The organism is Bradyrhizobium sp. CCGB01 (assembly GCF_024199795.1).
GTDB lineage: Bacteria > Pseudomonadota > Alphaproteobacteria > Rhizobiales > Xanthobacteraceae > Bradyrhizobium.
On the sequence record NZ_JANADK010000001.1, the window covers coordinates 1,006,476 to 1,030,106 of the forward strand.

Consider the following 23,631-nt stretch of genomic DNA (forward strand, 5'->3'; position numbering starts at 1 on the left):
TTAGTACTTCGTGACAACCGGCCTTTCCCAATTGAAGCGGACGTTCACACCGGCGCGGACGATGTCATCCGTCAGCCTGACGTCGCGCGTGACCGCGCCGCTGATCGGCGGATCGACATACCGTTTGCTGCCGAAATCGACGTGCAGATACTCGAGCTTGAGGCTCACGGCGCCCCAGGTATCGACGTAGGCCGCCCATTCGCCCCCGAGGCCGGCGGCCAGGCCCGTACGGGTCTGGGAACTGGTGACCTGCGCCACCTGGTTGGACACAGTGACTTCGGTCCCGGCGAAGGCGACCCCCGCGGTGCCATAGATCAGGAGCTGATCAAGCGCATAGCCGACGCGGCCGCGGAACGTGTCGATCCACTTCTCCCGCGTGCCGCTCGCTACCCCGACGTTGAAGGGCGGCAGGTCCTGTGCCCGGCCGCGCTGGTTGGTCCAGGACACGTCGTTCTCGAAGCCGAGGACGGTCTTTTCGATCTGGAAATCGCAGCCGAAGGCTCCGCCCGCGACGGCGGCACCGCTGAGATTGAACGTGCCTGTTATCGTCGGCCCGGAGACGTCGCCGGCGCGCGCGACATGCTCGCTCTTGCCCCAGTTGCCACCGCCCTGGATGCCGACATAGCAGGCGGTCCAGTTGTATCCCGCGGGCGCCGCTGCCTTCGCCGCGGTCGCTGCCGCCGGGGCATCGGCGGCCACAGCGTGCGATGCCAGTCCGGCCACCATCGCGGCCACGAGCAACCTTTTCATGTCAGCCAACAATCCAGTCAGGCAAGAACCCGCCCGTGGATCGGGCCGTTCTTATCCCTTGTGAGACGTGCGGACGCGATGGCTGGCGAAATCTTTGTCGGGGCGGGGGGCCGGGCGGCGGCCACGGGCGCTGGAGCGGGTTCCCGCCGCCCAACTTTAAGACACCGGCGACGCGTTCCTTAACCCGTTATTTACCGTAACAGGAAAAAGTCGGTTTTCGAGGCAGACGACCCGCGCCAAATCCGATTGTCTTTGCAACCGGCACGCGAGGGAAGGCTGGAGGCGCCGGGTGGGGCGCCGAAGTCGGAACCGGACAGAGTCATGAATTCGCGCGTATCGTGGAGTGTTGACGGCATCGATCCATCCGTCAGGGAGCGGGCCGAAGCTGCTGCGCGTCGTGCCGGCATGTCACTCAACGATTGGCTGAACTCCACGCTCGGCGAGACTGCCGCGCCGAACTTTCGCGGACCTTACGACCAGCGTCCGCAAGCCCCGAACGTTCCGAGCCAGGAAGCCCGCGAAGTCGCCGACATCCACCAGCGGCTCGACGCGATCACCCAGCAGATCGAACGGATTTCGAAGCCCGCGCCGCGTCAGGACGCCGCGCGCGAGAAGGACGTCTCGCGCGAGCAGGGCGTCGCGCGCCAGCTCAACGACGCGATCTCGCGGCTCGATGCACGGCTGTCGCAAATCTCCCGTCCGCAGCAGCCTCAGGCGCCGCGGCCGGCACCGGCCCCCGTTGAAACGCGGCAGCGCCAGGCCGATGTGGTCGAGCGCGCGGCTGCGCAGGTCTATCGCAATTCACCTCCCTTGAGCCCCGCGTCGTTCGACGTTGCCGTCGCCGAGATCACGGCACGGCAGAGCGAGCTCGACGGCTTTGCGCCGCGGCAGGTGCCGTCGCGCGCCGCGCCGTCGATTGCGCCGATGGCAGCTCCTTTCGCGCCCCCCATGACATCAATGGCGGCGCCGCCCGCGCCTGCCTACGCGCCACCGCAGCCGGGGCCGGATTTCTCGTCGCTCGAGCGCCATCTGCTCAAGATCACGAGCCAGATCGAGTCGCTCCAGCGCCCTGACAATACCGAGCAGGCGATCAACGCTTTCCGCGGCGAGCTTGCCGAGATCCGCCACGCCATCACCGAGGCGATGCCGCGCCGCGCGATCGAATCGATCGAGAACGAGATCCGCTCGCTGCATCGTCGCATCGACGAGACCCGCTCGTCCGGCTCCGACGGTCAGGTGCTGTCCAGCATCGAGCACGCGCTGTCCGACATCAAGCAGGTGCTGCGCACGCTGACGCCGGCCGAGCAGCTCACCGGCTATGACGAGGCGATCCGCAATCTCGGCGCCAAGCTCGATCTCATCCTGCGCGCCAATGACGATCCCTCGACGGTGCGTCAGCTCGAAGGCGCGATCTCGGCGCTGCGCGGCATCGTCTCCAACGTCGCCTCCAACGAAGCGCTGGCACGCCTTTCGGACGACGTGCAGCTGCTGTCGTCGAAGGTCGACCAGGTTACCCGCTCCTCGGGGCACGGCGACAGCTTTGCTGTGCTCGAGCAGCGCATCGCGGCACTCACCGCCGCGCTGGAAACGCGCGAGCGGCCGCAGCCGTCCGAGAGCACCGAGCATCTGGAAGCCGCGATCCGCGCGTTGTCGGACCGTTTCGACCGCATGCAGGTCGGCAACGATTCCGCATCGACGTTTGCGCATCTCGAACAGCGGGTCTCGTATCTGCTGGAGCGGATCGAAGCCGCCTCCGATCCGCGCAACGGTAATCTGAGCCGCGTCGAGGACGGGCTGCACGACATCCTCAGGCATCTCGAACGGCAGCAGGCGACCTATTCCGCGCTGGCCGAGAGCCGCAATTCGGCGCCGCCTTCAGATTCGGGAATGGTCGATCTCGTCAAGCGCGAGCTCTCCGACATTCGCTTCAGCCAGGCCGAGACCAACCGCAGCACCCAGGATTCGCTCGAGGCCGTGCACAGCGCGCTCGGCCATGTCGTCGATCGCCTCTCGATAATCGAGGGTGATCTGCGCGCGGTGCGCACGGCGCCGCAGGCACCTGCGCCGCAACCGATGCCGATGGCTGCTCCGTTCGAGCCGCCGCCGATGGCGCGCGAACAGCGGCCGCAGCAACAGCAACCGAAATACGATCCGAAGCCTGAGCTGCCGAACCCGGCCGCCGCGCAACATCCGGCGCAGGGCGCCTTCGTCGCCGCGCCGCGCGAATTCCACGCCGCCGCCGTCGCGCCGCCGCCGGTGCCAACGGCGCCGCAGGTCGCGGCACCCTTGCCGCCGCGTGCGATCAGCGAGATCCTCGAGCCGCACACGGCGCCCGCGCGCGCCGCGCTCGCACCGGAATTGCCGCCGGATCATCCGCTCGAGCCGGGCACACGGCCAGGCGGCCGCGCCGCCACGCCGTCGGAGCGCATCGCCGCGTCTGAAAGCGCGATCAGCGAAATTCCCGCCGCGCCGAAGGAGCCGGTGTCGTCGTCGAGCTTCATCGCGGCCGCGCGCCGCGCCGCGCAGGCCGCCGCCGCACAGCCGGAAAAGCCGGTCCGCGGTGCCAAGGCGGCAGTCGCTGGCCGTGCCAGGGAGAAGGGCCAGGAAGGCGCCTCGACCATCACCTCGAAAATCCGTTCGCTGCTGGTCGGCGCGAGCGTGGTCGTGATCGTGCTCGGCACCTTCAAGATGGCCATGAACCTGCTCGATGGCGGCGGCCCGGCGCCGTCGCCGCAGGCCATGGAAAATTCGTCGCCCGCGCCCGCGCCGCAGGCTCCGCCGCCGGTCGAGACCAGGCCTGCCGCGCCCGAGCAGGTCACACCGTCGATGACCTCGCCGACGCCGATCGGAAAGCAGTCGCTGAATAATCCCGCACCGGCTCCCATGGCGGGGTCGGGCAACTCGGCCTCGGTCGAGATCCCGCCAGCTCCCGCAACGCCACCTCCGCCTGCAGCGAGCAACGACGTCACCGGCGCGCTGTCGGGTGCGAGCCGCGCGAAGCTCGGCATGACCCAGGTGCCGCCGAGCGAGAAGCTCCCTGACGGCATCGGCGGTCCGGTGCTGCGCAGCGCCGCGATGAAGGGCGATGCGACCGCGGCCTACGAGATCGGCGTGCGCTTTGCCGAGGGCAAGGGCGTCGCCGCGAACTACGACGAAGCCGCCAAATGGTATGACCGCGCGGCGCAGGCCGGCGTGGTGCCCGCGACCTTCCGCCTCGGCACGCTCTACGAGAAGGGCTTGGGGGTGAAGAAGGACGCCGACATCGCCCGCCGCTACTACACGCAGGCCGCCGAGCGCGGCAACGCCAAGGCGATGCACAATCTCGCGGTGCTCGACGCCGACGGCGGCGGACGCGGTGCCAATTACAAGAGCGCGGCGCAGTGGTTCCGCAAGGCCGCCGATCGCGGCGTCGCCGACAGCCAGTTCAACCTCGGCATCCTCTATGCCCGCGGCATCGGCGTGGAGCAGAACCTCGCCGAATCCTACAAATGGTTCACTCTCGCCGCCGCCCAGGGTGACGCGGATGCGTCCGGTAAGCGCGACGACGTCGCCAAACGGCTCGACCCGCAGTCGCTCGCTGCCGCCAAGCTCGCGATCCAGACCTTCAGCGCCGAGCCGCAGCCCGACGACGCCGTCAATGTCACAGCGCCCGCAGGCGGCTGGGACAGCGCGCCGCAGGCCAACGCAAAGCCGGCGCCGAAGCCGGTCGCGACCAAGCGCTCGGCGTCGGCCGCGCATTAAACGGATCTCTTTCCCCTCATGGTGAGGAGCGCCCCCTTGCGCGCGTCTCGAACCATGCAGGCCCCGTTCTGGATCCGGGCCTCGCCCTTCGAGACGCCTGCTGCGCAGGCTCCTCAGGGTGAGGAGCGAAAGCGTCGCCATTCACCACGCGCAAATTTCCCGGTCCCGCCCGGCGGCGAATTCCGCTATTGAAGGGCGCGGCAATCGTTCCGACCGTCCGGCGAGCATTCCGCGCAATCGATCCGTCTCGCCGAGCGTGGTTCAATGCAGCTCTACCTCCCGATCGCCGATCTGCCGGTCAACATCTTCCTGGTGTTGGCGATGGGCGCGGCGGTCGGCTTCGTCTCCGGCATGTTCGGGATCGGCGGCGGCTTCCTGATGACGCCGCTTCTGATCTTCATCGGGATCACGCCGGCGGTCGCGGTCGCCTCCGTTGCGAGCCACATCGCGGCCTCCTCCTTTTCCGGTGCGCTGTCCTACTGGCGGCGGCGTGCGATCGATCCGGCGCTGGCGTGCGTGTTGCTATGCGGCGGTGTCACCGGCACGGCGCTCGGGGTGTGGACCTTCACGCAGCTTCGCGCGCTCGGCCAGCTCGATCTGATGATCGCGTTGTCCTACGTGGTGCTGCTTACCACCGTCGGCAGCCTGATGTTCTCCGAAGGCCTGCGCGCGCTGATGCGGACCCGTCGCGGCGCGGTGCCGCCGCGGCGCACGCACAACTGGATCCACGGCCTGCCGCTCAAGATGCGGTTCAAGCGCTCGAAGATCTATCTCTCGGTCATCCCCGTCGTGATCGTCGGCATCGTGATCGGCTTCATCGGCGCCATCATGGGCATCGGCGGCGGCTTCATCCTCGTGCCGATCATGATCTATCTGCTGCGGGTGCCGACCTCGACGGTGATCGGGACCTCGATGGTCCTGACGCTGGTCACGATGCTGTTCGCGACCTTGCTGCATGCGGTGACCAATCATCTCGTCGACGCCGTGCTGGCGCTGATCCTGATGGTCGGCGGCGTCACCGGCGCGCAGTTCGGCGCCCGCGCCGGCCAGAAGATCCGCGGCGAGCAGCTGCGGCTATTGCTGGGCCTGCTGATCCTCTCGGTCGGCGTCCGCTTCGCGATCGAGCTGGTGATCCGGCCCGAGGATCTCTTCACCATCCGCGAATTGGGGGTGAGCGGATGATGCGCGCAGCTCTCGCAGTTCTGCTCGTCCTGCTGTTCGGCTCGGTCGCGCGTGCCGAGCGACTGATCGTGTCGGTCTCCAACCATCGTGTCACGGTGACGCCGAACTATTCCGGCGAGGAGCTGGTGCTGTTCGGGTCGGTCGAGAAGGACGCCTCCACGCCCGCTGACCGCAAGAGCTACGATCTCGTCGTCACCGTGATGGGCCCGCGCGCCGATATGGTGACGCGGCGCAAGGAGCGCACCTTCGGGATCTGGATCAACACCGACTACCGGCAGTTCCTGCAGGTGCCGAGCTATCTCGCGCTGTTCGCCAACCGCCCGTTCGACCTCATCACCTCGCCCGAGATCGCGCGGCGGCAGCAGATCGGGCTCAACAACGTGCTGCTGACCCAGCGCGTCAGTGGCGACTTTGCCGACGTGGTGCCGCACGACGCCTTCCGTTCGGCCTTCGTCCGCTTGCGCACCGAGCGCGGCCTCTATCGCGAGGACGCGAGCGCGGTGACGTTCCTGACCCCGACGCTGTTCCGCACCGGCATTCCGCTCCCGGCGGAGGTGCCGATCGGAACCTATGATGTGGAGATCAAGCTGTTCGCCGACGGCGCGTTCATCGGCAAGACCGAGACCGCGTTCGAGATCGTCAAGGTTGGCTTCGAGCAGTTCGTCGCGACCAGCGCGCGGCAGCACGGGCTGATCTACGGCCTCGTCACCGCGGCCATGGCGCTGATGACGGGCTGGATGGCGTCGATCGTGTTCCGGAAGGATTAGCCTCCGTCCGTCATTGCGAGGAGCGAAGCGACGAAGCAATCCAGAAATGCATCCGCGGAGAGAGGCTGGATTGCTTCGCTTCGCTCGCAATGACGGCTGTGGTGACAGCTACGGCGCCTCGATCACCGTCGGTACGCCGGGCTCCAGCAATCGCAGCCGCGTGCCGAAGCCGAGCACGTCAAAGGTCTTGCGCAGATCCTCGCTGTTCTGGCGGAAATGCGCCCAGCCCTCGGTGTGCACGGGCACGATCATCGCATCCGGAAAGGCGCGCGCCGTCTCGATGGTGTCGTTGGTGTCCATCGTGAGATGGAACGGCCCGCGCGTCTGCGCGGCGCCCGCGAACGGCATCACTACGGTGCATTTGAAGCGGCGCGCCACCTCGGCAACGCCGTCGAACCAGGTGGTGTCGCCGCTGATATAGACCGCGCCCGTGTCCTCGCGGCTCGACGACACCACGAAGCCGATCACGTCGCCGGACAGCGGCTCGATGCCGGCCGGGCCGTGGCGCGCAGGCGTCGCGGTAATCGTCAGCGCGTTGCCGTCACGATCTTTCAGATGCGCGGTCGCCCAGGGCGCGAGCCCTTCGACGTGGCCGCCGAGGCGCTTGGCGCCAGCCTCCGTCGTCAGCGCCCGCTTGGCTTTGAGCAGATATTCGCGGCCGGAATTATCGAGATTGTCGGAATGCTGGTCGTGGCTGAGCAGCACGGCATCGACCGGCCCGATTGCGTCGGCCTTCATCGCGGGGCCGATCGTCTTCTCCAGCTTCACATGCGGCAGCTGGTAGGCGCCGGGAGCATCGAAGGTCGGATCGGTGAGCAGGCGGAAGCCGTCGATCTCGATCAGCGCGGTCGGGCCGCCAATCAGGGTGATGGAAATGGGCATGATGAACTCCTCCTACGCGACCGGCTTTGCGGGGCGCGTCACCAGATAAATGCCGAGTGCGACAGGAACGATCCCGAGCAGGTCGCGCGCCTCGACATGCTCGCCGAGCACGATGTAGGCGAACAGCATGCCGAGCGGCGGCATCAGGAAATGATAGGCGCTGGCGGCGGTGGCGCCACACACTTTCAGGAGATGAAACCAGAGCCAGTAGGCGAGGATCGAGCCGCCGAGCACGAGGAACGCGAAGGCGCCGACCAGGCCCGGGGTGAAATCGATCGCGTGGACGTCAGCGAAGGTGAACGCGACCGGCGTCAGCACGATGCCGGCGGCGAGATTCTGCACGCCATTGCCGATCCACAGGGACCCCTTTGGCGCGAGCAGCTTGAACAGGATGGTGCCGGCGACGATGGAGGCGAGCGAGGCCAGGGTGAAGACGATGCCGTGCAGGGAATCAGTGCCGACCGACAGCCGATGCCAGACGATCGCCGTCACGCCGATGATGCCAAGGAGAAGGCCGCTGGCCTTGCGCCAGGTCATGCCTTCGCCGAGCAAAAGCGCTGCGAGCGCGGCGGTGAACACGGGATTGGCCGAGACGATCAGCCCGCCGAGGCCGGCCGAAACCGATTGCAGGCCGGTGTAGCCGAGCCCGAGATAGAGCGCGTTGTTGGCAATCCCGAGCACGGCGAAGATCGCGGCATCGCGCCAGGACAACGACCAGTCACCGCGAACCAGCGTGGCGCCGAGGATCAGGATGCCGGCGAGCGAGAAGCGCGCGGCGAGCAGGATCAGCGGCGGGCAATGGGTGACGCCGATCTTGCCGGCGACGAAGGCGTAGCTCCAGAGCAGGCAGAACAGGCCGATAGCGAACGGCAGCGCGTTGAAGCGGCTGCGGGGGATGGACATCGAGGGGGCGAGGGACATCTGGGCATTCTCCTGAGCCCTCGATCTAGGGAGCAGGCTTGTCATTTGGAAATTAAATGATTAACTTCCATTCAGTGGATTTTCGAATGGAGGCGAGCCATGCTCGACCTGGAGCTCCTGCGCAGCTTCGTCTCGGTGGTCGAGGCCGGCGGCTTCACCCGTGCCGGCGAGCGCGTCCACCGCACGCAGTCGACCGTCAGCCAGCAGATCAAGCGGCTGGAGGAGGACGTCGGCCAGGTCCTGCTGCACCGTGACGGCAAGGACGTGCGCCCCACCGAGGCCGGCGAGCGGTTGCTGTCCTACGCCCGCCGGCTGCTGACGCTCGCCGAGGAGGCGCGCGACGTGCTCCGCGAGCCCGACAGCGAAGGCGCGATCCGGCTCGGCATCCCTGAGGATTTTGCGGCCTATCGTCTCGCGAAGCTGCTGGGCGCGTTCTCGCGCTCGCATCCGGGCGTGCGGCTGGATGTGCGCGCCGACCAGAGCAAGAACCTCTCTCGCGACCTCGAACGCAGCGAGCTCGACCTCGCATTGTTCAAGCGCGAGGCCGGAGCGAAAGGCGCCATCGCGGTGTGGCCGGAGCGGGTGCACTGGGTTACCAGCAAAAGCCATCCGGTTGACGTCAACGCGCCGTCGGTGCCGCTGATCGGATTTCCGCTTGGCTGCCTCTACCGCGCCGGTGCCATCCACGCGCTGGAAAGCGCGGGCCGCGCCTGGCACATGTCCTATTCGTCATCGAGCCTCGCAGGCATCCAGGCTGCGGTCGCCGCCGGCATGGGGCTGAGCATCTTGTCGGAGATGTCGATCCAGTCCGACCACCGCGTGCTGACGGCGAAGGACGGTTTCGAGCCGATCAACCGGACCGAAGTGGCGCTGATGGCTTCGCCCGGCGCCAGCCCTGCAACGCTGCGGCTTGCGGATCGGCTCGCGGAGTTCTGCGAGAACGTGCAGGCGAAGGCGGCGTGATCACTCCGCCGGAATCACCGTGATCTCCGGCCACAACGCCTTCCATCGCGCGGCCTTCTCCGCGTAATTCGCCGCTGAAAAATTTGGCCCCGGGTTGGACCGCGCGATCAATCCCGCGATGTCGTCGAAACCGTGCGGTGCGTAGACCTCGAAGCCGTCGCGAGCGCGTCTCACGCCGACTTGCGTGTTCTGCGTGAGGAAGCGGTCGATGCCGTCGGTCGAGCAGGTCAGGGGTGGATAGGGCAGGCCGTGCTTGCCGGGATACCACAGATGCACGCGCGCCTGGTTGCGGGTCTCGACCTTGACGCCGAGATGTCCGAACCGCGCATGCAGTGTGCGGATCACCGCATCCTCCGCCTCCCATGACGTATCAGGATCGAAATAGAACACGTCATAATCGGCGATGCCGTGATCGACCGTGCGACCGGTAAGCACGTTCCACGCCGTCTGCACCAGGCATCCCGACACCAGCCATGCATCGGGCAACGCGAGCCGCGCCAGTTCGTCGATGATCACGACGTTGACGGGGTTCTTCAGCGCCAGCGCAAGAAAGCGGTCCTGATCCATCGCGGCTATTCACGTGCTCGCGTCGAACGCGGTGCGCGCCGCCTTCGAGGCGAGGCCACGCCAGCGCCGCCGCAGGAACGGCTCGACGATCGTGCGCTTGGCCTTCGACAGGCGGATCAGCACGATCGGGTAGTCGGCATAATGATCGGTGAAATAGAAGATCCTTGGCTGACTCTCGACCAGCATGGCGCGCTCGTCGATGGGCACGTCAGGGACGACGAGACTGTCGCCGTCCTCCTTCAGACGCGCCAGCAGCTTCTTGCGCACTTTCAGTGCGGGCGTGCCGTAGGAGGTGCCGTCCTCGACCTCCGGCCACGTCAGCGCGAAGTTTCTGACGTCGTCGAAGGTCATGGGACCGCCGTCAGTGCACGGCGGTGAAGAACCGCGCGAGCCGGAAGCCCGAGAGCCAGGTCCACACCGGCTGGCCGCGCATGCCGAGATCCCAGGAGCCGAGCACGGCATCCGCCCGTCCGACCAGATTGTCGATCGGCAGCAGGCCGACGCCACCGGAGCGCAGGGGCACGCGGCTGTCCGCGGAATTGTCTCGGTTATCGCCGAGCACGAAGAGATGGCCGGCCGGGACCGTCACCTCGGGCGTGTTGTCGAGCGGGCCGTTGTCGCGCATCTTGAAGATCAGGTGCGACACGCCGTTCGGCAGCGTCTCGATATAGCGATAGGCGGGCTCGCTGCCGCCATTGTCGTCCTCGGCGGCGCCGACGCCATCCGGCTTCAGTTCGGCGGGGCGGTCGTTGATGAAGAGCTGCCCTTGCCGCATCTGGATGCGGTCGCCGGGCAGGCCGACGACGCGCTTGACCCAGGCCTGAGAGCGATCGCCGGGCCAGCGGAACACGACGACGTCGCCCTGCTTCGGCGTCTCCGCGAAGACACGGCCGCTTTCGGGCAGGTTGATCTGGATCGGCAGCGACGAGGTGCCGTAGCCATAGGGGAATTTCGAGGCGAGCAGCGCATCGCCGATCAGCAGTGTCGGCTCCATCGAGCCCGACGGCACGTAGAACGGCTCGGCGAGCGCGCCCTTGGCGATGAACACGGCGGCGACGATGCCGGCGAGCTGCATGAGTTGCCCCGCCCAGCCGCTGCTCTTCCGCTTGGGGGTGACAGTTACTTTCTCAACGCTCATGCGCCCGTTCCACCCACCGTAATGCGTTCCATCAGGAGCGACGGCTGGCCGACGCCGACGGGCACGCCCTGGCCGTTCTTGCCGCAGGTGCCGATGCCGGTGTCGAGCGCGAGATCGTTGCCGATCATGCGGATACGATGCAGGTCGGTCGGCCCGTTGCCGATCAGCATGGCGCCCTTGAGCGGCGCGCCGATCTTGCCGTTCTCGATCTTGTAGGCCTCGGTGCACTGGAAGACGTATTTGCCCGAGGTGATGTCGACCTGACCGCCGCCGAAATTCGCGGCGAACACGCCGTTCTTCACGGAGGCAAGGATCTCGGCCGGGTCGCGGTCGCCCGCGAGCATGTAGGTGTTGGTCATGCGCGGCATCGGCACATGGGCATAGCCCTGGCGGCGGCCATTGCCGGTCGGCTTCATGTTCATCAGCCGCGCGTTCTGGCGGTCCTGCATGTAGCCGACCAGGATGCCGTCCTCGATCAGCACGGTGCGGTTGGTCGGCGTGCCCTCGTCGTCGATCGACAGCGAGCCGCGGCGCGAGGCGATGGTGCCGTCATCGACCACGGTGACGCCCTTGGCCGCGACCTGCTGGCCCATCAGGCCGGCAAACGCGGACGTCTTCTTGCGGTTGAAATCGCCTTCGAGCCCATGGCCGACCGCTTCATGCAACATCACGCCGGGCCAGCCTGCGCCGAGCACGACGTCCATCTCGCCGGCAGGGGCGGGGATCGATTCCAGATTGACCAAGGCCTCGCGGAGCGCGCCGTCGGCGGCGTCGCGCCAGGACCTGGTCTCGATGAATTCGGCATAGCCGGCGCGGCCGCCATAGCCCTTGCTGCCGCTCTCCTGGCGGTCGCCCTGGCCGGCGACGACGGAGATGTTGACGCGCACGAGCGGGCGGATGTCGCGATAGCTCTCGCCGTCAGGACGGAGGATCTCGACCACCTGCCAGGTCGCGCCCAGGCTGACGCTGACCTGCCGCACCCGCGGATCCTTGTCGCGCAGATAGGCGTCGATCTCGGCGAGCAGTTTGACTTTCGTCTCGAAGCCGGGCGCGTCCAGCGGATTGTCGTCGGCATAAAGCCGCACATTGGTGTGTGGGGGCGGCGCGGCAAAACTGCCGGAGTAGCCGCCACGCACGGCCGCCACCGCGTCGGCGGCGCGAATCAGCGCCGGCAACGACACGTCGGAGGAGTGAGCGTAGCCCACGGCATCGTCCTTGACCGCGCGTAAGCCAAAACCCTGCGAGGTGTCGTAGGTCGCCTGCTTCAGCCGCCCATTGTCGAACATCAGCGCTTCGGTCTGGCTGTATTCCAGGAACAATTCGCCGTCGTCGGCACCGGCAAGCCCGCGTACGAGCTCGTTGCGAACCTGGTCGCGGTCGAGATTGGCGCGGTCGAGCAGGGAGGTTGTGGCTGGATTGGTCATGCGTCCGTCCATTATCGGAAGATGTAGGGCAAGATAATGGTTTCGGACCGGTTCCGCGAGGGGGCGCGCCGTCACATTACGGAAACGATAGGATAGGGTGGCCGGGCGTGATGACACCAGGCCGGGTGGAGCGCGCGGCCATGAGCGCTCCACCGTTCGAGGCGCTATTTCAGCGGCAGAAACAACTCCGCGACCGTCTCGTGCTCCGGCACTTCCGGGAAGAAGCTCAGCCGCTGGCAATAGATCGGGAAATCCCGCACTTCCTCGCCGCTGGCGGGAAGCCAGTCGCGATAAAGGTAGAGCGCGGCGGGCTCCAGATTGTCGGTGTAGCCGACGACGCGCAGCACGGCGCAGCGTCCGCCCGGGATCTCGCCGGCCTTGATCTCCTCGCCGTTCGCCGCGATCGGCTGATCGGTCCCGACACAAAGGTCCATGCGATATTCGGCAGGCGGCACGGGGCGCCGCTCGGAGTACCAGACATTGAAGGTCGGACTTGTGCTGGGGTGAAGGCCAGCGGCCTTGCGCCACGCGATAAATCGCCGGATGGTTGCGCCGAGCGTCGCCGGGTCGCCCCGATGCTCCATGATCGCCACCCGCGTTGCGGGCACGTCGCGGATCGTCACCTCGTCGGGGGTAAAAGTCTTCTGCATGAGCTTGTTCCTCGCGTTGTCGAGAGGCCCGAAGGCCGCAAGCCACGGCTCCCAGTCGGGAGACTTCCGGAACGACGAAGGCGATTGCCCGAACCGTTGCCGAAAGGCGCGGGCGAAGGCATCCGGTGCATCGTAACCGGCATCCATCGCGATGTCCGTGACGCTTTGGGCGTCCGTGTAAGCCAGCCGGTACGAAGCGCGCTTCATACGGGCAAGCTGGACATAGCGATGCACGGACAGCCCGAAGGTCGCCGTGAACTGCCGGTGGAAGTGAAATTTTGAGAAGGCCGCAACGCCACTCACCGTGTCCAGCTCCAGATCACCGTCAAGATGCCGGTCTATGTGATCCAGCACGCGCTGCATCCGGGCATGGTAGTGTTCGAGTGCCGCCTTCATCGTCCCTTCCTCCGTGGCGACACCAGTTAGGCGGTCACGGATATGGCGCGCTCGACCGATATTGCGGTTCGGCGGGACAGCCCTACGGCAGCTTGTCGTAGCCCTCGCCGAGCCCGTTCAGGCTGAGCGGGAAGCCGATGCCTTCTTCCGGGGTCTCGAAGATGATGAAGGTGGCGGTCTTGGCGGTGCGGAGCTGGCCGAGCAGCTTGTCGTCCATGACGACCTCGGCGACGCAGCCATTGGGCAGGCAACGGACGAAGCCGGCGCGGCCGACGTCCTGGTTGTCGAGCTTCAGCCCGAGGCCGGAGGGCAGCAGCACGCCGAGCGGGGCGACCACCCGCATCAGCCGGCTCTTCTGGTCGGCGGTCTTGAGCACGATCACGGTCAGGCCGGCATTGGAGCGGTCTTCGGCCACCACGCTCTGGATCAGGGCGCATTGCTCGGTCTGGGCGCCCGGCGGGGTGTCGCAGCGGATCTGCCAGTCGCCATGGACGGAGCGCACCGCGCCCTGCGCATGGGCGGGGCCCGGCAGCGTCAGGACGACGACCGCCGCCAGCAGGGCCGCCAGAACCGTGAGGCCGCTAGCCTGCCTTGCCATGCATCTCGAAAACCCCATCGGGTCGGTCCCTCTGCTCGCCTGGATCGCTCGCACCTGGCGGACTGATACGGGAATGACGGCGTCTTGAAGGTGATTCGCAAGCAAATTCCGCGCCGCCCACATCGCCGTCGCCCGCACGAATCAGGTTCCTGCGCGGCTGCCTGCCAGTGCCTACCGCGAGCAATTCCGCTGTCAAGCCGCGGCATCCCGGGAAACGGTATTTTTGTCTGATCTTACTAGGAAATATCTTGCGGGTGATCGCTGGCAGACAGGCCTCAAGACTGCATTGCGATAGATCAAGAATTATGGTTTGAGAGGCTTGATTTCGGCGTTCTAGCGATCTGGCCCCAATTCCTCTTAGAGGTATTCTTGCGTGGCGGTTTGTCAGGCGGACGAATCGAATAAGCGTTTCCCGCGAACAGGGGAATGCACTTGGGGTGATTTCGTAAGGGGAGCGCGACGGCATGAGGATGTCGATGGGCCGGGTCGGCCGGCACTTGCTGGGATTGGCCGTGGCGGGTCTGACGCTGGCGACGGGCGGTTTGGCATTTGCCGCCGAGCTCGGGCAACCGGCGCCATGGGAGTGGACGCTTCAGCAATCCGCCTCCCCGGTGATGGACAACATCGTCTGGTTCCACAACTTCCTGTTCGTGCTGATCACGCTGATCACGCTGTTCGTTCTGGCGTTGCTGGTGATCGTGGTCATGAAGTTCAACGCGAAGGCCAATCCGGTGCCGTCGCGGACCACCCACAACACGCTGATCGAGGTTGCGTGGACGCTCGTTCCGGTGCTGATCCTGGTCGGTATCTCGGTGCCGTCGTTCCGCCTGCTGTTCCTCGAGCTCGACGTGCCGAAGGCGGATTTGACCATCAAGGCCACGGGCAAGCAGTGGTACTGGTCCTACGCCTATCCCGATAACGGCAAGTTCGAGTTCGACTCGCTGATGGCCCAGGACAAGCAGCCCCGGCTGCTCGGTGTCGACAACGAGATGGTCGTGCCCGTGAACAAGGTGGTTCGTGTCCAGGTTACCGGCGCAGACGTGATTCACGCCTTTGCGCTGCCGGCTTTCGGCGTCAAGATCGACGCCATTCCGGGGCGGCTGAACGAGACCTGGTTCAAGGCTACCAAGACCGGCATGTTCTATGGCCAGTGCTCGGAGCTCTGCGGCAAGGACCACGCCTTCATGCCGATCGCGATTCGCGTGGTGGAGGACCAGGAATTCGCCTCCTGGGTTGAAACGGCGAAGAAGAAATTTGCGAGCGGCGGCACCAGCACTTTCGCCTCCGCGGCCGGCCCGACGCAGTAAGCGCCGGGGCAAGGCTCGAGGGACTGAAAGCGACATAAAGGGCGGGACCTCCAAAGGGTCCGAACGGGACGCAAGGCAGGATTTGAAAATGGCAACGAGCGCAGCGGCACACGGCGATCACGCGCATGACCACGAGCACGCCCATCCGACCGGATGGCGGCGCTACGTCTATTCGACCAACCACAAGGACATCGGCACGATGTACCTGATCTTCGCGGTCATCGCCGGCGTCATCGGCGCCGCGATGTCGATCGCGATCCGTGCCGAGCTGATGTATCCGGGCGTGCAGATCTTCCACGAGACGCACACCTACAATGTGTTCGTGACCTCTCACGGCCTGATCATGATCTTCTTCATGGTCATGCCCGCGATGATCGGCGGCTTCGGCAACTGGTTCGTGCCGCTGATGATCGGCGCGCCCGACATGGCGTTCCCGCGCATGAACAACATCTCGTTCTGGCTGCTGCCGGCCTCCTTCGCGCTGCTCCTGATGTCGACCTTCGTCGAGGGCGAGCCGGGTGCCAACGGCGTCGGCGCCGGCTGGACGATGTATGTGCCGCTGTCGAGCTCCGGTCATCCGGGCCCGGCCGTCGACTTCGCGATCCTCTCGCTCCATCTGGCGGGCGCCTCGTCGATCCTCGGCGCCATCAACTTCATCACCACCATCTTCAACATGCGCGCGCCGGGCATGACCCTGCACAAGATGCCGCTGTTCGTGTGGTCGATCCTGGTGACGGTGTTCCTGCTGCTGTTGTCGCTGCCGGTGCTCGCCGGTGCGATCACCATGCTGCTCACCGACCGCAACTTCCACACCACCTTCTTCGCGCCTGACGGCGGCGGCGACCCGGTGCTGTTCCAGCATCTGTTCTGGTTCTTCGGTCACCCCGAGGTTTACATCCTGATCCTGCCCGGCTTCGGCATGGTCAGCCAGATCATCTCCACCTTCTCGCGCAAGCCCGTGTTCGGCTATCTCGGCATGGCCTACGCCATGGTCGCGATCGGCGGCATCGGCTTCGTGGTGTGGGCGCACCACATGTACACGGTCGGCATGTCCTCGGCGACGCAGGCCTATTTCGTCGCTGCCACCATGGTGATCGCGGTTCCGACCGGCGTGAAGATCTTCTCGTGGATCGCCACGATGTGGGGCGGCTCGATCGAATTCCGCGCACCGATGATCTGGGCGGTGGGATTCATCTTCCTGTTCACGGTCGGCGGCGTCACCGGCGTCGTGCTGGCGAACGCGGGCGTCGACCGCGTGCTCCAGGAGACCTACTACGTCGTCGCGCACTTCCACTACGTGCTGTCGCTCGGTGCGGTGTTCGCGATTTTCGCCGGCTGGTACTACTGGTTCCCGAAGATGTCGGGTTACATGTACAACGAGACGCTCGCGAAGGCGCATTTCTGGGTCACCTTCGTCGGCGTCAACCTGGTGTTCTTCCCGCAGCACTTCCTCGGCCTGTCGGGCATGCCGCGCCGCTACGTCGACTATCCCGATGCGTTCGCGGGCTGGAACCTGGTCTCGTCGGTCGGCTCCTACATCTCCGGCTTCGGCGTGCTGATCTTCCTCTACTGCGTGCTCGACGCTTTCATGAAGAAGGTGCCGGCCGGCGACAATCCGTGGGGTGCAGGTGCGACCACGCTGGAATGGACCCTGTCCTCGCCGCCGCCCTTCCACCAGTTCGAAGTGCTGCCCCGCGTGCAGTAAGCCAACGCTCGCGGCGCCCGTGACGGGCGCCGCGGCTCTATAACGAAGCGAGTCAAAACTAGTGTCCGTCCTCGACCACAACGCCATCGACATCAATCCCCGCATCTCCGAGGCGGAGGTTGGCGACTACATCGCGCTGCTGAAGCCGCGGGTGATGTCGCTGGTGATCTTCACCGCGCTGGTTGGCATGGCGATGGCGCCCGGGCATTTCCACTGGGTGCTGGCGATCACCTCGCTGCTCTGCATCGCCGTCGGCGCCGGTGCGTCCGGCGCGCTCAACATGGCGCTGGAAGGCGACATCGACGCCAAGATGTCACGCACGGCGAACCGGCCGATTCCGCGCGGCCGCATCACCCGCCCTGAAGCCATGGCGTTCGGCCTGACGCTGTCCTTCTTCTCGGTGATGACGCTCGGCATTCTCGTCAACTGGATCGCGGGCGCGCTGCTCGCCTTCACCATCTTCTTCTACGTCGTGATCTACACGATGGGCCTGAAGCGCCGGACCGCGCAGAACATCGTGATCGGCGGCGCCGCTGGCGCGCTGCCGCCGGTGGTGGCCTGGGCCGCGGTCACAGGGACGGTCGACGTCGAGCCGCTGCTGCTGTTCGCCATCATCTTCTTCTGGACGCCGCCGCACTTCTGGGCGCTGGCGCTGTTCCGCTCCGACGATTACGCGCGTGCCGGCATTCCGATGCTGCCCAACGTCGCCGGTCCCGACGCGACGCGTCTCCAGATCCTGCTCTACACCATCGTGCTGATCGCGGTCGCCGCCGCGCCCTGGGCGCTCGGCTATTTCGACGCGATCTACGGCGTGGTCTCGCTGATCCTGGGTGCCGGCATGCTGGTGCTCGCGATCAACGTCTATATGCGCCGCGAGCGCAGCCAGTCGCTGCGCGCGACCCGCAAGCTGTTTGCCTTCTCCATCTTTTATCTGTTCGCGCTGTTCGCGACCCTGCTGGCCGAGGTCGTGTTCCGGGCGCTTGCTCCGATGGTTGGGGGCGCATGATCGCAGCGATGGCCGACAAACCCGAGCCAGATGGAATCGTCCTTACCGAGGCGCAGAAGAAGAGCCGTCGCCACCGCTCGGTCGCGATCGCGCTGGCGCTCGGCGTGCTCGTGGTGCTGTTCTTTGCCGTCACCATGGTCAAGGGACCGGCGGTGCTAGTCCGGCCGATGTAGGGAAGATGGATCAGAAGCCGACCATATCGCAGGACGTCAGCGCCAAGCCGGCCAATCGCACGCCGGCCAAGAGCCGCGGGCTGGGTCGCGATGTGGTTGTTGCTTCCATCTGCGGCGGCGTGGTCGCGCTGATGGTCGGCGCCTCCTACGCGGCGGTGCCGTTCTACAACTGGTTCTGCCGCGCCACCGGCTTCAATGGCACGACCCAGGTCGCGACCGCTGCCCCTGCGACCGGTCCGATCGCGCGGAAGATTGCGGTGCGCTTCGATTCCAATGTCGCGCCCGGACTGCCCTGGAAGTTCGAGCCGGAGCAGAACGAGATCGAGGTCAATATCGGCCAGGTCGTGACCGTCTTCTACACCGTGACCAACCAGGCCGCGCGGACCACCGCGGGCCAGGCCGCCTACAACGTCGCCCCGCTGACGGTCGGCTCCTACTTCCAGAAGATCAACTGCTTCTGCTTCACCGAGCAGACCATGGCGCCGGGCGAGAAGCGCGAGATGCCGGTCGTGTTCTACGTCGATCCGTCGATTGCCGACGACCACGAGAACGACGGGCTGAACACGATCACGCTGTCCTACACGTTCTATCCGGTGAAGGATCCGGTGGTGAAGCCGCTGGCATCGGGTGAAGACGACAAACGCAAGGGAAATCTCTGATCGCCGGGCTCACGCTCAGCGGGTTGGACACAAGGGGATAAGTGCCGGACAGGCACGGGATTGAGGAGAGAGACCGCAAATGGCAACGGCGCACACCAAGCATCACGACTACCACCTGGTCGATCCCTCTCCGTGGCCCGTCGTCGGCTCCATCTCGGCCTTCATCATGGCGGTCGGTGCGATCACCTGGATGCACCACATGTTCTCGGCCGCGCCGATCATCTTCGGCGTCGGGACCGTCGGCGTGATCTACACCATGGCGAGCTGGTGGGCGGACGTGATCAAGGAAGCCCAGTACAAGGGCGACCACACCCGCGTCGTGCAGCTGCATCACCGCTACGGCATGATCCTGTTCATCGCCTCCGAAGTGATGTTCTTCGTCGCCTGGTTCTGGGCCTATTTCAACGCGGCGCTGTTTCCGGCCGACGCCGTCCACGCCACCCGCGACGCCGTCTTCGGCTGCGGCCTCGGCACCGCGGCCGGCGCCTGCTCCGTTCCGGGTACCTGGCCGCCGCACGGCATCGAGACCTTCGATCCCTGGCATCTGCCGCTCCTGAACACGCTGATCCTGCTGACGTCAGGCACCACCGTGACCTGGGCGCATCATGCGCTGCTCGAGAACGATCGCCAGGGCCTGAAGTACGGCCTGATCCTCACCGTCGTGCTCGGCGCGCTCTTCACCTGCGTGCAAGCCTATGAGTACAGCCACGCGGCGTTCTCGTTCGGCGGCAACGTCTATGGCGCGACCTTCTTCATGGCGACCGGCTTCCACGGTTTCCACGTCCTGGTCGGCACCATCTTCCTGCTGGTCTGCCTGTTCCGCGCCTATGCCGGCCACTTCACGCCGACCCAGCACCTCGGCTTCGAGTTCGCCGCCTGGTACTGGCACTTCGTCGACGTGGTCTGGCTGTTCCTGTTCCTCTGCATCTACGTGTGGGGACACGGCGCCGAGACCATGGCCCACGGCGCGCACTGAGCCGCGACTGATCAATCAGAAAGGGCGGCCGCAGGGCCGCCCTTTCGCTTTTCGTCCGCCGGAAGCCTTGCTGAAAGAAGCCTTGGCGGAAACTGTGCTAGAGTCCGCGACATGAACGACACCGCCGGCACGTCCGAGCCCCAGACCACCGTCCTGCAAAGCGCAATGCGCGGGCTTGCCTGCAAATGCCCACGCTGCGGCCAGGGCAAGCTCTATGCGGGCTTCCTGACGCTCGCGCCGTCCTGCGACCGCTGCGGCCTCGACTATGCCTTCATCGATACCGGCGATGGTCCTGCGATCTTCATCATCATGCTGGCCGGCGGGATCGTCGTTGCGTGCGCGCTCATCGTCGAGGTCAAATACCAGCCGCCGTACTGGCTGCATGCCGCGCTGTGGCTGCCGCTGATCCTCGCCACCACGCTATTGCCGTTGCGCGCGATGAAGTCGCTGCTGATCGCGCTGCAATTCCATCACAAGGCGGCGCCCGGCCGGCTGGTCGACCGCGCGAAATGAACGAGACCGCGCGCAAGCCTCGCGTGGCCGGCTTCGCGCTGTTCACGCTTTTCCTGACGGCGGTGTTCGTCGCGCTCGGTGCCTGGCAATTGCAGCGCCGCGTCGCGAAACATCAGTTGATCGCAGCATTGACCGAGCGCCTCGCGGCGGCACCGGTTGCGTTGCCGCCGCCGTCGCAGTGGAGCACGCTGACGCCGGAGCGGGACGAATTCCGCCGGGTCACTTTTACGGCGACCTACGAGTCCCGTCTGGATGCGATGGTCTACAGTTCCGGCTCTGCCATCCGCTCCGATATTTCCGGTCCCGGCACCTGGGCTTTCCTTCCCGCACGGCTGCCCGGCGGCGATATGGTCGCGGTCAACGCGGGCTTCGTGCCGAACACCAAACAGGACCGCGCCCTGCAGGATCGGGCGGTCGCGCGGCTCGTTACCAACAAGCCGGCGACGTTGACCGGCTACGTCCGTTTCCCCGAAGCGGCCAGCGTGCTCATGCCCGACGCAGAGCACGACAAACGGCTGTGGTTCACTCGCGATCATCTCGCCATGTCCCGGGCGCTCGGCTGGGGCACGGTCGCACCGTTCTACGTCGACCTCGAGCAACCCGTACCCGAGAACGGCATTCCGCGTCCGGGGCCGCTCGACGTGCATCTGAAGGACGATCACCTGCAATACGCCATCACCTGGTTCGCGCTCGCGGGCGCGGTGCTGATCGCGTTCGGCGTCTGGGCGAGGGGACGACGCCCGGCCTGAATTGACCGCAGGTTCCCGGGAGGAACCCGGTATCGCCCGGGGTTTATTATTCAGCGCAAATTCACGAGGGTGGTCTTAACCCGCACGCAAATTTTTGCGGCAGACAGGATTTTGGTGTGAGCGATTTCGACCAGATGGGAATTGTCGTCGACTGGGTGGATGCCTGCCGGAAGGGCGACCTCGCGACGCTGCTCGACCTCTATGCGGACGACGCCCGGGTCGAATGCATGTGTAACGGCTCGCGCCACTATCGCGGACGAGGCGAGCTCGAAACCTATTGGGGACCGCGGCTCAGCACCTTCTCGTCGGCAGGCTTCGGTCTGGAGGAGATCAATCCAGTGCCGCATGGCATCGATCTCGAATATTCCGTCGCGGGTTCGCTGCGCATCCACGCCTCGTTCCGCTTCAGCCCCGAAGGCAAGATCTACAGCACCCTGTACGAGCCGGCACGGCAGACTCCCCATGCCGACGGTGCGTGCTAGCCGGATGCCGGCTCGTCTCGCACCATCCCGACCGGCAGGCAACAGCGTACATAGGTTCGTTCGTCCGCGCGCAGCAGTGACAGCGATCCGCTGAGCGCGCGCACGCGCTCGTGCATGCCCGTCAGGCCGCGGCCGAAGACGTTGCCCTCGGGAAAGCCGCCGCCGTCGTCGGAGATCTCGATCGTGAGCACCTCGCCCGCAATGGTCGCCTGCACATGGGCATTGTTCGCCGCGGCGTGGCGTAGCACGTTGGTCAGCGCCTCCTGGATCAGGCGATAGACGGTCTGGGCCAGCGGTCCGTCGATCTCGTTCAGACCAGGATCGATCGTGGCCGTCAGGTTGACATGCGGCGCTTGTCTGCGAAAGTTCTGGAGCAGCGTCTGCACGCTGGTCTTGAGCCCCAATTCCTCGATGTAGAGCGGCCGCAGCCGGTCGAGGATGCGGCGGTTGGTCTGCTGGAGCGCCTCGACCGATCGCATCACCTCCTGCGCCGGGTTGCCGGGATTTCCCGACGAGGCTTCGCTCAGCGCGATCGCGCCGGCGCGGATGCCGAACAGGAGCGGTCCGAGCTCGTCGTGCAGCTCGCGCGCAAGATCGCGCCGCTCATCGTCCTGGAGCGACACCAGGCGGTGCATCAGGTCGCGGTTGTCCTGACTCAATTGTGCGAGTGTCATCGCCAGCGCATTGGCTTCCTCGCAACTCTGCCGGATCTCCGGCGGTCCTGCGACCGGGATCGGCGTTGCATAATCGCCGCGCCGGATTCGCGTGAGGCCCGCGCCGAGATCTTGCAGGGGACGCAGCACCGATCCCGCAAAGAGATAGGCAATCGTCCCGGTCAGGACCATCAGCAGGGCGATGAGGCTCGTCAGCGCCAGGAAGCCGATCCATTTCTCGAACAGGTCGGCTGACAGGTCGGGCACGAACACGATGTCGCCGACGCGTCTGCCGTCTATGATGACAGGAGATGCCGCGTCCATGTCGGGGATGACGATCAGGTCGACGAACCATTGCGGCACGCCATGCAGATCGCGCAGGCCGCCCTTCGCCGGGGCCGCGGGACCCGCTTCCACCGAATGGAATTGAATATCCGAGGAACTGTCCAAAGAATGGACAAATGCATCGAGCATCTTCCGCGGGTCGTCCGAGGCCCTCAGGGTGTTGTTGAGCGCCGCGGCGACGGTCCGGGTCGAGCGCCGGCCCGGCTCATTCTCGTCGGCAAGCTGGCCCGTCGCGAAGGTCTGGAGCAGCACGCCGCCCATGACCAGCGCGGCAAGGAAGCTCAAGCCGAGAGGAAGAAACAATTGCGTTCTGAACGAGAGTCGTTGCCACATTAGGTCAATTCTAACGCGCATTGACGGGATTTGCTCTTTCCATTTGTTCCCGCCGGTCTATGAGTCGAAAAACAAGAGAGCGCGCAATGCAAGATACCGCCAAGCCGGCGACCCGAGTTCTGATCGTCGACGACCATCCCGTGGTGCTGTCAGGATGCCGCACCCTTTTCGCGTCCGACCACTCGATCCGTATCGACGAGGCGACCGACGCCAAATCCGGGCATCGCGCCTATGTCAGCAAGCGGCCCGACGTCACCGTCATCGACATCAGCCTGCCCGACGTCTCCGGTTTCGAGCTGATGCGGCGGATCCGCAAGGACGACCCCGATGCCAAGATCATCATGTTCAGCATGAACGACGATCCGGCCTTCGTGGTCCGGGCGGTCGAGCTCGGCGCGCAGGGCTATGTCTCCAAGGGCGATGATCCCCGGATTCTGCTCAAGGCGGTGCGCAAGGTGGTCGCGGGCGACAATTTCATCTCGCCGCAGCTCGCGGAGGCGGTCACGTTCTCCGGTGCCGCGATCAAGGCCAATCCGGCCTCGCAGATGACGCCGCGGGAGCTCGAAATTCTCCGCCTGCTCGGCCGTGGCGACAAGATCGTCGAGGTCGCCGAGGCACTCGGTATTTCCTACAAGACGGTCGCCAATACGACGTCGCTGCTTAAGCAGAAGCTTGGCGCCAAAAACCATTCCGACCTGATCAGGATCGCGGTGGAAATCGGGATGAGCTGACGCCCGGGCACTGACGGCCG

Annotated in this window: 24 protein-coding genes; 14 read left to right on the plus strand and 10 right to left on the minus strand. The window is 65.8% G+C overall.

The genetic code is table 11. The features are described from left to right. Positions 1-750, minus strand: coding sequence for an outer membrane protein (locus NLM25_RS04495; RefSeq protein ID WP_254136200.1), 750 nt, complete (start codon positions 748-750; stop codon positions 1-3). A gap of 321 nt (positions 751-1,071) precedes the next feature. On the opposite strand from NLM25_RS04495, the gene NLM25_RS04500 reads away from it, so the two are divergent. The 3 genes from NLM25_RS04500 to NLM25_RS04510 all read left to right on the plus strand — a co-directional run bounded on the left by NLM25_RS04500 (position 1,072) and on the right by NLM25_RS04510 (position 6,440). Continuing rightward, the gene (locus NLM25_RS04500; RefSeq protein WP_254136201.1) at positions 1,072-4,491 is read left to right on the plus strand and encodes a tetratricopeptide repeat protein; all 3,420 of its coding nucleotides are present in this window, start codon (positions 1,072-1,074) and stop codon (positions 4,489-4,491) included. Positions 4,492-4,755: 264 nt separating this feature from the next. Next, positions 4,756-5,673, plus strand: a complete 918-nt coding sequence (locus NLM25_RS04505) for a sulfite exporter TauE/SafE family protein (RefSeq protein ID WP_254136202.1) — start codon at positions 4,756-4,758, stop codon at positions 5,671-5,673. Beyond that, on the plus strand, positions 5,670-6,440 hold the full coding sequence (locus NLM25_RS04510) for a TIGR02186 family protein (protein ID WP_254136203.1): 771 nt from the start codon (positions 5,670-5,672) through the stop codon (positions 6,438-6,440). Before NLM25_RS04505 ends, NLM25_RS04510 begins: the two co-directional genes overlap by 4 nt. 108 nt (positions 6,441-6,548) lie before the next feature. On the opposite strand, the gene NLM25_RS04515 is transcribed toward NLM25_RS04510, so the two are convergent. Together NLM25_RS04515 and NLM25_RS04520 are read right to left on the minus strand one after the other, a co-directional pair. Continuing rightward, positions 6,549-7,322: an MBL fold metallo-hydrolase gene (locus NLM25_RS04515; RefSeq protein WP_254136204.1), complete on the minus strand. Its 774-nt coding sequence runs from the start codon at positions 7,320-7,322 to the stop codon at positions 6,549-6,551. Positions 7,323-7,334: 12 nt separating this feature from the next. Then, positions 7,335-8,243: a DMT family transporter gene (locus NLM25_RS04520; RefSeq protein ID WP_254136205.1), complete on the minus strand. Its 909-nt coding sequence runs from the start codon at positions 8,241-8,243 to the stop codon at positions 7,335-7,337. Positions 8,244-8,342: 99 nt separating this feature from the next. Between NLM25_RS04520 and NLM25_RS04525 the strand changes: the two genes are divergently transcribed. Then, entirely contained in the window at positions 8,343-9,206 is an 864-nt protein-coding gene (locus NLM25_RS04525) for a LysR family transcriptional regulator (protein ID WP_254136206.1), read from the plus strand. Here the strand turns inward: NLM25_RS04525 and NLM25_RS04530 are convergent, their stop codons facing one another. From NLM25_RS04530 to NLM25_RS04555, 6 genes are all read right to left on the minus strand, one after another. Beyond that, positions 9,207-9,773, minus strand: a complete 567-nt coding sequence (locus NLM25_RS04530; protein ID WP_254136207.1) for a nucleotidyltransferase family protein — start codon at positions 9,771-9,773, stop codon at positions 9,207-9,209. It lies immediately after the preceding gene. 9 nt (positions 9,774-9,782) lie between these two features. Next, on the minus strand, positions 9,783-10,124 hold the full coding sequence (locus NLM25_RS04535; protein ID WP_254136208.1) for an MmcQ/YjbR family DNA-binding protein: 342 nt from the start codon (positions 10,122-10,124) through the stop codon (positions 9,783-9,785). Between the two features lie 10 nt (positions 10,125-10,134). Continuing rightward, on the minus strand, positions 10,135-10,911 hold the full coding sequence (gene lepB / locus NLM25_RS04540; RefSeq protein WP_254136209.1) for a signal peptidase I: 777 nt from the start codon (positions 10,909-10,911) through the stop codon (positions 10,135-10,137). Beyond that, positions 10,908-12,335 (minus strand): metalloprotease TldD, encoded by a 1,428-nt coding sequence (tldD, locus tag NLM25_RS04545; RefSeq protein WP_254136210.1) that lies wholly within the window; start codon positions 12,333-12,335, stop codon positions 10,908-10,910. Before tldD ends, lepB begins: the two co-directional genes overlap by 4 nt. Positions 12,336-12,499: 164 nt before the next feature. After that, entirely contained in the window at positions 12,500-13,381 is an 882-nt protein-coding gene (locus NLM25_RS04550; RefSeq protein WP_254136211.1) for a GyrI-like domain-containing protein, read from the minus strand. A gap of 82 nt (positions 13,382-13,463) precedes the next feature. Then, on the minus strand, positions 13,464-13,997 hold the full coding sequence (locus NLM25_RS04555; RefSeq protein WP_254136212.1) for an invasion associated locus B family protein: 534 nt from the start codon (positions 13,995-13,997) through the stop codon (positions 13,464-13,466). Positions 13,998-14,443: 446 nt separating this feature from the next. On the opposite strand from NLM25_RS04555, the gene coxB reads away from it, so the two are divergent. From coxB to NLM25_RS04600, 9 genes are all read left to right on the plus strand, one after another. Beyond that, positions 14,444-15,286 (plus strand): cytochrome c oxidase subunit II, encoded by an 843-nt coding sequence (gene coxB / locus NLM25_RS04560; RefSeq protein ID WP_254115429.1) that lies wholly within the window; start codon positions 14,444-14,446, stop codon positions 15,284-15,286. An 88-nt stretch (positions 15,287-15,374) separates the two neighbouring features. Beyond that, on the plus strand, positions 15,375-16,991 hold the full coding sequence (gene ctaD / locus NLM25_RS04565; RefSeq protein WP_254115431.1) for a cytochrome c oxidase subunit I: 1,617 nt from the start codon (positions 15,375-15,377) through the stop codon (positions 16,989-16,991). A gap of 61 nt (positions 16,992-17,052) precedes the next feature. Next, positions 17,053-17,997, plus strand: coding sequence for a heme o synthase (locus tag NLM25_RS04570; protein WP_254115433.1), 945 nt, complete (start codon positions 17,053-17,055; stop codon positions 17,995-17,997). Next, positions 17,994-18,170, plus strand: coding sequence for a CoxF protein (locus NLM25_RS04575; protein WP_254115435.1), 177 nt, complete (start codon positions 17,994-17,996; stop codon positions 18,168-18,170). Before NLM25_RS04570 ends, NLM25_RS04575 begins: the two co-directional genes overlap by 4 nt. 5 nt (positions 18,171-18,175) lie before the next feature. Then, positions 18,176-18,829, plus strand: coding sequence for a cytochrome c oxidase assembly protein (locus NLM25_RS04580; protein ID WP_254136213.1), 654 nt, complete (start codon positions 18,176-18,178; stop codon positions 18,827-18,829). A 79-nt stretch (positions 18,830-18,908) separates the two neighbouring features. Beyond that, entirely contained in the window at positions 18,909-19,805 is an 897-nt protein-coding gene (locus tag NLM25_RS04585) for a cytochrome c oxidase subunit 3 (RefSeq protein WP_212485618.1), read from the plus strand. A gap of 111 nt (positions 19,806-19,916) precedes the next feature. Beyond that, on the plus strand, positions 19,917-20,318 hold the full coding sequence (locus NLM25_RS04590) for a DUF983 domain-containing protein (RefSeq protein WP_254115439.1): 402 nt from the start codon (positions 19,917-19,919) through the stop codon (positions 20,316-20,318). Further along, complete coding sequence (locus NLM25_RS04595; RefSeq protein WP_254115441.1) at positions 20,315-21,067, plus strand: SURF1 family protein; 753 nt, start codon at positions 20,315-20,317, stop codon at positions 21,065-21,067. The genes NLM25_RS04590 and NLM25_RS04595 overlap by 4 nt, the downstream gene beginning before the upstream one ends. 116 nt (positions 21,068-21,183) lie before the next feature. After that, positions 21,184-21,549 (plus strand): nuclear transport factor 2 family protein, encoded by a 366-nt coding sequence (locus tag NLM25_RS04600; protein WP_254136214.1) that lies wholly within the window; start codon positions 21,184-21,186, stop codon positions 21,547-21,549. Here the strand turns inward: NLM25_RS04600 and NLM25_RS04605 are convergent. Beyond that, positions 21,546-22,880, minus strand: a complete 1,335-nt coding sequence (locus NLM25_RS04605) for a histidine kinase (protein WP_254136215.1) — start codon at positions 22,878-22,880, stop codon at positions 21,546-21,548. The two genes, NLM25_RS04600 and NLM25_RS04605, sit on opposite strands and share 4 nt — an antisense overlap. An 86-nt stretch (positions 22,881-22,966) precedes the next feature. Between NLM25_RS04605 and NLM25_RS04610 the strand changes: the two genes are divergently transcribed. Further along, positions 22,967-23,611 carry a response regulator transcription factor gene (locus NLM25_RS04610; RefSeq protein WP_254115447.1) on the plus strand — a complete coding sequence of 215 codons (645 nt, stop codon included), beginning with the start codon at positions 22,967-22,969 and terminating at the stop codon, positions 23,609-23,611. The last annotated feature ends 20 nt before the right edge of the window (positions 23,612-23,631 follow it).

Bases quoted from the DNA above. Each gene is read 5' to 3' on its own strand.
- NLM25_RS04495 (WP_254136200.1), bottom strand. From the start codon at position 750: ATGAAAAGGTTGCTCGTGGCCGCGATGGTGGCCGGACTGGCATCGCAC.
- NLM25_RS04500 (WP_254136201.1), top strand. From the start codon at position 1,072: ATGAATTCGCGCGTATCGTGGAGTGTTGACGGCATCGATCCATCCGTC.
- NLM25_RS04505 (WP_254136202.1), top strand. From the start codon at position 4,756: ATGCAGCTCTACCTCCCGATCGCCGATCTGCCGGTCAACATCTTCCTG.
- NLM25_RS04510 (WP_254136203.1), top strand. From the start codon at position 5,670: ATGATGCGCGCAGCTCTCGCAGTTCTGCTCGTCCTGCTGTTCGGCTCG.
- NLM25_RS04515 (WP_254136204.1), bottom strand. From the start codon at position 7,322: ATGCCCATTTCCATCACCCTGATTGGCGGCCCGACCGCGCTGATCGAG.
- NLM25_RS04520 (WP_254136205.1), bottom strand. From the start codon at position 8,243: ATGTCCCTCGCCCCCTCGATGTCCATCCCCCGCAGCCGCTTCAACGCG.
- NLM25_RS04525 (WP_254136206.1), top strand. From the start codon at position 8,343: ATGCTCGACCTGGAGCTCCTGCGCAGCTTCGTCTCGGTGGTCGAGGCC.
- NLM25_RS04530 (WP_254136207.1), bottom strand. From the start codon at position 9,773: ATGGATCAGGACCGCTTTCTTGCGCTGGCGCTGAAGAACCCCGTCAAC.
- NLM25_RS04535 (WP_254136208.1), bottom strand. From the start codon at position 10,124: ATGACCTTCGACGACGTCAGAAACTTCGCGCTGACGTGGCCGGAGGTC.
- lepB (WP_254136209.1), bottom strand. From the start codon at position 10,911: ATGAGCGTTGAGAAAGTAACTGTCACCCCCAAGCGGAAGAGCAGCGGC.
- tldD (WP_254136210.1), bottom strand. From the start codon at position 12,335: ATGACCAATCCAGCCACAACCTCCCTGCTCGACCGCGCCAATCTCGAC.
- NLM25_RS04550 (WP_254136211.1), bottom strand. From the start codon at position 13,381: ATGAAGGCGGCACTCGAACACTACCATGCCCGGATGCAGCGCGTGCTG.
- NLM25_RS04555 (WP_254136212.1), bottom strand. From the start codon at position 13,997: ATGGGGTTTTCGAGATGCATGGCAAGGCAGGCTAGCGGCCTCACGGTT.
- coxB (WP_254115429.1), top strand. From the start codon at position 14,444: ATGAGGATGTCGATGGGCCGGGTCGGCCGGCACTTGCTGGGATTGGCC.
- ctaD (WP_254115431.1), top strand. From the start codon at position 15,375: ATGGCAACGAGCGCAGCGGCACACGGCGATCACGCGCATGACCACGAG.
- NLM25_RS04575 (WP_254115435.1), top strand. From the start codon at position 17,994: ATGATCGCAGCGATGGCCGACAAACCCGAGCCAGATGGAATCGTCCTT.
- NLM25_RS04580 (WP_254136213.1), top strand. From the start codon at position 18,176: ATGGATCAGAAGCCGACCATATCGCAGGACGTCAGCGCCAAGCCGGCC.
- NLM25_RS04585 (WP_212485618.1), top strand. From the start codon at position 18,909: ATGGCAACGGCGCACACCAAGCATCACGACTACCACCTGGTCGATCCC.
- NLM25_RS04590 (WP_254115439.1), top strand. From the start codon at position 19,917: ATGAACGACACCGCCGGCACGTCCGAGCCCCAGACCACCGTCCTGCAA.
- NLM25_RS04595 (WP_254115441.1), top strand. From the start codon at position 20,315: ATGAACGAGACCGCGCGCAAGCCTCGCGTGGCCGGCTTCGCGCTGTTC.
- NLM25_RS04605 (WP_254136215.1), bottom strand. From the start codon at position 22,880: ATGTGGCAACGACTCTCGTTCAGAACGCAATTGTTTCTTCCTCTCGGC.
- NLM25_RS04610 (WP_254115447.1), top strand. From the start codon at position 22,967: ATGCAAGATACCGCCAAGCCGGCGACCCGAGTTCTGATCGTCGACGAC.